At 63.9% G+C, this 6,523-nt stretch carries 5 protein-coding genes and 1 tRNA gene; 5 read left to right on the top strand and 1 reads right to left on the bottom strand.

Features of this window, described 5'->3' with window-relative positions:
* The first annotated feature begins 167 nt into the window (after positions 1–167).
* The 4 genes from DXC52_RS09675 (at position 168) to proB (ending at position 3,560) form a co-directional block, all read left to right on the top strand.
* Positions 168–240: transfer RNA gene (locus DXC52_RS09675), tRNA-Ala, on the top strand.
* 64 nt (positions 241–304) lie between these two features.
* Positions 305–763: a hypothetical protein gene (locus DXC52_RS09670; RefSeq protein ID WP_117747080.1), complete on the top strand. Its 459-nt coding sequence runs from the start codon at positions 305–307 to the stop codon at positions 761–763.
* A gap of 84 nt (positions 764–847) precedes the next feature.
* Positions 848–2,353, top strand: coding sequence for a nicotinate phosphoribosyltransferase (locus tag DXC52_RS09665; protein WP_117747079.1), 1,506 nt, complete (start codon positions 848–850; stop codon positions 2,351–2,353).
* A gap of 79 nt (positions 2,354–2,432) precedes the next feature.
* Positions 2,433–3,560 (top strand): glutamate 5-kinase, encoded by a 1,128-nt coding sequence (gene proB, locus DXC52_RS09660; protein ID WP_117747078.1) that lies wholly within the window; start codon positions 2,433–2,435, stop codon positions 3,558–3,560.
* Positions 3,561–3,659: 99 nt separating this feature from the next.
* On the opposite strand, the gene DXC52_RS09655 is transcribed toward proB, so the two are convergent.
* Positions 3,660–5,078 (bottom strand): alpha/beta fold hydrolase, encoded by a 1,419-nt coding sequence (locus DXC52_RS09655; protein ID WP_117747077.1) that lies wholly within the window; start codon positions 5,076–5,078, stop codon positions 3,660–3,662.
* A gap of 112 nt (positions 5,079–5,190) precedes the next feature.
* On the opposite strand from DXC52_RS09655, the gene DXC52_RS09650 reads away from it, so the two are divergent.
* Entirely contained in the window at positions 5,191–6,477 is a 1,287-nt protein-coding gene (locus DXC52_RS09650) for a glutamate-5-semialdehyde dehydrogenase (RefSeq protein WP_035137234.1), read from the top strand.
* Positions 6,478–6,523 lie beyond the last annotated feature (46 nt).

The raw sequence follows: 6,523 nt of genomic DNA, 5'->3' as shown, positions 1-6,523 counted from the left end.
TATGGCACCGTGGGGACACATGTATGTCAATCCTGGTCTAACAGAGCCTTAAAAAATCATCGAGAGGATCGCCTGTTCGAAAAGTTGTCAAAATAGCCGCGCTCCAAAAAGACTGGTTATTGGGCGTTGACAGTTGGCGAGCCGTAGGTAAAATATCGACTTGTCCTGGGGACGTAGCTCAGTTGGGAGAGCGCTGCCGTCGCATGGCAGAGGCCGAGGGTTCGACTCCCTTCGTCTCCACCCTTGGATTTGATAAGCCGCTGACATTGTGTCGGCGGCTTTTTTTAAAAGAAAGGGCTATACCATGGCCGAGCTTGAGTCCCAACCATTGTCCGACGAGGAGCGCGCTGAGTTGGAAGAGCTCCGCGCTGAGAAGGCCCGCCGCGAGGCTCGGGAAGAGGCCCGTCGCGAGCGTGAGGAGCTGGCTGCCCTGCGTGCCGAGCGTACGAAGGCCGAGGAGGCCGCCGCGAACGCCGCATCCGCATCGGCGCCCGCGCCCGCACCCAAGCCCGCTGCTGCGAAGCCTGCACCTGCCGCGCCCAAACCTCAGCCTAAAAAGGCCGCCCGTCCCAAGTCCGTCGAGCCCAAGCCGAGCCGTGACGAGATGACCTTTGCCCAGCGCATGGTTACCTCCAAGGAGCCTATGGGCGAGAACGAGATCCCTGGCATGGCGCCGGCTCAAAAAATCATCATTGTCCTTGCCCTCATCGCGTTTGTCATCTTTATGGGCTACACGATCCTGACCAGCATGGGCCTGCTCTAACCGACTCGCATCGGGCGTCATGTCCGCATGCTCTGCTCTCGTCCAACCCTCAAATTCTGCACCACACATCCGAAAGGTCGCCCCATGGCTTTGACCGACATCTCGCATCCCACCGACATTGCAATGCTCACCGATCTGTACGAGCTCACTATGGCCCAGGGCCTGTGGGAGAGCGGCAAGGCCAATGAGCAGGGTTGTTTTACCGCGTTTTACCGCGACCATCCCTTTGGCAGCGCCTATGCCGTCATGTGTGGCACCGCCGAGCTGCCCGAGCTCGTCGAGAACCTGCGCTTTACGCCCGAGGATATCGACTACCTCGCCTCGCTTGAGGCCCCTGCCGGCGGCGCGATGTTCAAGTCCGCATTCCTCGACTACCTGCGCGATTTTCGTGCGCATGTAAATATCGACGCCGTCCCCGAGGGCGAGCTCGTCTTTCCGCGCGAGCCCATGGTGCGCGTCACCGGTCCTGCGCTCGAGTGCCAGCTGCTTGAGACGGCGCTGCTCAACATCGTCGGGTTCCAGACGCTTGTCGCCACCAAGACGGCGCGCGTGGTGCTCGCCGCCGACGGTCGCCCCGTGGCGGAGTTTGGCCTGCGCCGCGCCCAGGGTCCCGATGGCGGCCTGGCCGTTGCGCGCGCGAGCTACGTTGCCGGCTGCTCCTCTACGTCCAATGTGCTCGCCGGCCGCCGCTATGGTATTCCCGTCTTTGGCACGCATGCGCACAGCTGGGTGATGAGCTTCGATTCCGAGCTCGAGGCCTTCCGCGCCTTTGCCAAGTCGAGCCCCAAGAACTGTACGCTGCTCATCGACACCTATGACGTGCGCGAGGGCTGCGAGCATGCCATTACGGTTGCCAAGGAGATGGAGGCGGTGGGCGAGCGCCTGTCGGCTATTCGCATCGACTCCGGCGACCTCGCCAAGCTCTCCAAGTATGTTCGCGGCCGTTTTGATGCCGAGGGCCTGCCCTATGTGGGGATCTCGGTTTCCAACGATCTTGACGAGTACACGATTCAGTCGCTGCTGGACCAGGGCGCGCCCATCGATAGCTTTGGCGTGGGTACCAAGCTCGCGACCTGCTATGACCAGCCGGCGCTGGGTGGCGTGTACAAGCTTTCCGCCCGCCGTGCGAGCGAGGCAGATCCATGGACGCCGGTGGTCAAGCTCTCCGAGCAGCCCTACAAGCGCACGATCCCGGGTGTGCAACGCGTGCGCCGTTATTACGACGGCTTTGGCGGCCCGGTCTGCGACATGATCTACGACGAGGACCATCTGGCGGGGGAGGGCGCCGCGCGCGGCAATACCCTCGTGGCCGTGAATGATGCCGCCCTGGTGACCGACGTGTCCGAACTTGAGTATCGCGAGCTGCTGGTGCCGATCGTGCGCGACGGCAGCGCGGTGGCTCCGCGTGAGAGCATCCAGGACGCGCGCGAGCGCTGTGTTTGGGCGCTCGATCATCTGGACGCAGCTTTCAAGCGCTTCCTGTACCCGCAGACCTATGTGGTGGGCATGGAGCAGGGCCTGGCTCAGGTGCGCGACGAGCTCGTGCGCAAGAATATGGCCGCGGCTTCTGCTTTTCCCTGGGCTCACTAATTCTTTGGGCGGTAGGGGCGAGTCACGCTCCCTTGGCCGCCAGCTCGGCCGTTCGCTGAACAGTTGATTGGTTTGACGTATGACGACTTCTTATAAAACGATGGTGGTAAAGATCGGTTCGTCCACGGTGGTGGGCGCCGATGGCAAGGTCAACCGCGCCTTTATCGGCGGACTTGCCGATCAGGCCGCAGCGCTGCGCAAGCTCGGCTGGCGTCTGGTCGTGGTGAGCTCGGGCGCTATCGCCTGTGGCTATCCCGTGCTGGGCTTCGACCGTAAGCCGGTCGGCGACCTGCCGAGCCTGCAGGCCTGCGCTTCGGCCGGCCAGTGCATCATCTCGTCGGCCTACGACGAGGAGTTTCATGCGCGCGACCTGCTCACCTCGCTCGTGCTGCTCACGCGTCACGACACGGCGCGCCGTACGTCCTACCTGCACGCGCGCGACGCCCTGCTGTGCCTGGTGGAGCTTGGCGTGGTGCCGGTCGTCAACGAGAACGATACCGTTACTGTCGATGAGATCAAGTTCGGCGACAACGACACGCTGGCGGCGCTCGTGAGCTGCCTGGTTTCTGCCGATCTGTGCGTGACGCTTTCGGACATCGACGGCCTCTACACCGCCAATCCGCATGAAGATCCGACGGCCGAGTTTGTCCCGGTCGTGCATAAGATCGATGCCAAGATCATTGCCTCGGCGGGCGATTCTTCCACATCGGTGGGCACGGGCGGCATGATCACCAAGATTCGCGCGAGCCGCATCCTGATGACGGCGGGCATTCAGAGCGTGATTTGCTCGGGCGAGGAGCCCGATGCGCTCGTGCGCCTCGCCCGCGGCGAGAGCGTGGGCACGCTGTTCGATCCGCCGGCGGAGCGTCTGGACATCGCACCCCGCAAGCTGTGGATCGCGCTGGGCGACAAGGCACATGGGTCGGTGACGGTCGATGATGGTGCTGCGAAGGCGCTGGTTAGCCGTGGCTCTTCCTTGCTTGCGGTGGGTATTCGCGAGGTCGATGGCCAGTTTGCCGAGGGCGATGTGCTCGATGTGTGCGATCCGAGCGGTATGGTCGTCGCCCGCGGTATCGCCGAGGCCGATTCGGACGTGCTGGAACTTGCTGCCGGTCGCCGCCAAGACCAGATTGCCAGCAACCGCCTGCTGGCAGACCTGGCCGAGAAGCCCGCGATCCATCGAGACAACTTGATTGTATTTGCATAAAGAAAGACAGCGCTGCGGATCGTTTCCCGCAGCGCTGTCTTTTTCGTGCCGGCACTTGGGGACGTTCCTATTGTGCCGGCAGGTGGGGACACTCCTTTGCTAGAAGATTCGGCGCAGGTCTCCGCGGTTGAGGGCCTCGTCGAAGAGGTGCTTGAATACCACGCTGCCGTGCAGGCCGTCGTGCTCGAACTCGTTGGTCACCCAGGCATGCGAGTTGCCCACGCGGCTGAGCGTATCAAGCTGCAAGCCCGAATCCACGTACATGTCGTCGAAATACACCGCGGCCTGCAGGGGCACCTCGTTGCACGCCAGTCGCTGCGGGTCGTAGATCTTGTCCCAGCTGGTGTCTTCCATCAGCAGGTCCATGGCGGGCTTGAAGGGCTTGAGCTCGGGCATCTGCTCGAACATCCACGGGAACATGGCCTCGCCGGTAAACATGAGCGGGCGCGCGAGTGTGTCGAACTCGGCACGATGGGCCTTCTCCTCTGCTGCGGCCCAGCGAATGGGCATGGTGTCGCCGTCGGCGTAGATAAACTCCTGCAGTGTCCAGTACAGCGGGTTCGTGCGTGTGTTGGTGCGCTCGAAGGCGCGCATCAAAAAGCTGTCGGATACCGAGGAGCCGCAGCTCAGCGTACCGTCGCCAGTAACAAAAGCGTGATCGATAGTCCAATGCATGCGCTCAAAGCTCGGCTTCATGCCAAAGTCGCTGCCCATGAGCTGTAGGCGCTCGACCGTCATCGGCGAGCCGTCGGGCAGCACGGGCTTCTGAGCCTCGAGCGCATCGGCCAGGGCTGCCACGCGCTCGACGTCAGCGGGATAGCGGTCATAATACTGCTGCGTCTTGGCGGCCATGCGCGGGAAGGTGTGCGCGTAGACCTCGCTTGCGCTCGCCGGTACGTGGGGGATGCCGCCGCAGGTAAAGCTCGCCGCCACGCCCTCGGGGAAGAGCGACAGGTAGCTCAGCGTCAAAAAACCGCCGTAGCTTTGGCCGAGCGTGACCCACGGCTTGCCGCCAAAGCCCACTAGGCGCAGGTACTCAAAATCGCGCACGATGGAGCTGGCGAGGTGGCGCTTGAGGAAGTCCGCCTGCGAGCGTGCTGTATCGGCGCCGGCGGCCGTTGCGCGATCACCCAGTGCCTTGATCGTGCGTCCGTCCACGCAGCTACTGCGTCCGGTGCCGCGCTGGTCGGGAAGGACCACGCGGAAGTGCTTGACGGCCTCCTCGATCCAGCCGTCGCTTGTGGGCGACAGCGGACGCGGGCTCTCGCCGCCGGGGCCGCCCTGCAAAAACAGGAGCAGCGGCAGATCGTCGTTGATGCGGTCGGGCGCGCAAACCACGCGGTAGAAGAGCTTGATGCTCTCGGGCGCGCCGGCGATTGGTGCCGGCATGGCGCCGCGGCGCATGGTGCTGCCGACGGCCAGGAGCATCGGCTCCAGGCCGCGCCAGTCAAGGGGGACGTCGATGCTGTGGTCCTCGACGTAAAGGCCGGGGACGTGGTACGAAGTGATGAGGGCCATGTGAGTCTTCCGTTCGTTGCGGTGTTTCGGGTTGACCAATTCTTCCGCCGCGGGCGAGGCCATGCGCAAATCGGCTACCATTGTTGCAAACTTCTAGGAGAAAGGGCCGCCCATGTCGGTCGATATAGCCACGTATGTCCACGATCTTGCCGTTGCCGCCAAGGCAGCGTCGGCCTCGCTTGCCACGGCGAGCGATGAGCAGCGCCAGGAGGCCGTGCGCGCCATGGCCGCAGCACTGCGCAACGGTGTCGACTCCATCGTCGCCGCCAACGAGCTCGACATGTCCGCCGCGCGCGATGCGGGTACCTCGGCCGGACTGCTCGATCGCCTGCTGCTGACGCCTGAGCGCGTCGAGGGCATGGCCGCCGGCCTGGAAAAGCTCGCCGAGCTGCCCGATCCCGTGGGCCGCGTGCTCGACCACCGCGTGCTTGCAAGCGGCGTGGACCTGACCCGTGTGAGTGTTCCGCTGGGCCTGGTCGCTATGGTCTACGAGGCGCGCCCCAACGTGACGGCCGACGCCGCAGGCATCTGCATCCGTACCGGCAACGCCTGTATTCTGCGCGGCGGCTCGCTGGCCTATCACTCGTGTGCCATGATCGCCGAGCTGCTGGCCGATGCGCTCGAGGCCAAGGGCTTCCCGCGCGAGGCCGTGTCGATGATCGAGTCCACCGACCGCGAGGCCACTGGCGAGTTCATGAAGCTCCGCGGCATTGTCGACGTACTCATTCCGCGCGGCGGTGCAGGCCTGATCCAGCGCTGCGTGCGCGAGTCGCTTGTGCCGGTGATTGAGACGGGCACGGGCAACTGCCACATCTACGTGCATGAATCCGCCGACTTTGATAAGGCGCTCAACATTATCGTTAATGCCAAGACCCAGCGCGTAGGCGTGTGCAATGCCGCCGAGTCGCTGCTGGTCGACCATGCTGTGGCCGATGCGTTTTTGCCTGCGGTCGTTGCCGTGCTGCACGATCACGGCGTGCTCATTCACGGCGACGAGGCCACGTGCGCCGCGTGCGCCGACGCCGGCTTTGTGGAGGGCGATGACTACGTCGCCGCGACTGAGGAGGACTGGGGTCGCGAGTACCTGGCGCTCGAGATGAGCGTGAAGGTCGTGGCAAACGAGGACCAGGCCATCGCACACATCAATCGCTACGGCACGATGCACTCCGAGGCCATCGTTGCCGAGGACACGGACGCTTGCGAGCGCTTCCTGGATGCGGTCGATGCCTCGGCCGTGTACGCCAACGCCAGCACGCGCTTCACTGACGGCGGCGAGTTTGGCCTGGGCGCCGAGATTGGCATCTCGACCCAAAAGCTCCACGCCCGTGGCCCCTTTGCCGCCGAGGCCCTCACTACCTACAAATACAAGCTCCGAGGCACCGGCCAGGTCCGCCCCTAACGACCGCGCAAGAAAAACCGCCACAAAGGTGCCTGTCCCCTTTGTG

The sequence above is a fragment of the Collinsella sp. TF05-9AC genome (assembly GCF_003438495.1).
GTDB lineage: Bacteria > Actinomycetota > Coriobacteriia > Coriobacteriales > Coriobacteriaceae > Collinsella.
Note: the sequence above shows the minus strand (reverse complement) of the source record. Positions and strands in the feature narration are given on the sequence as shown.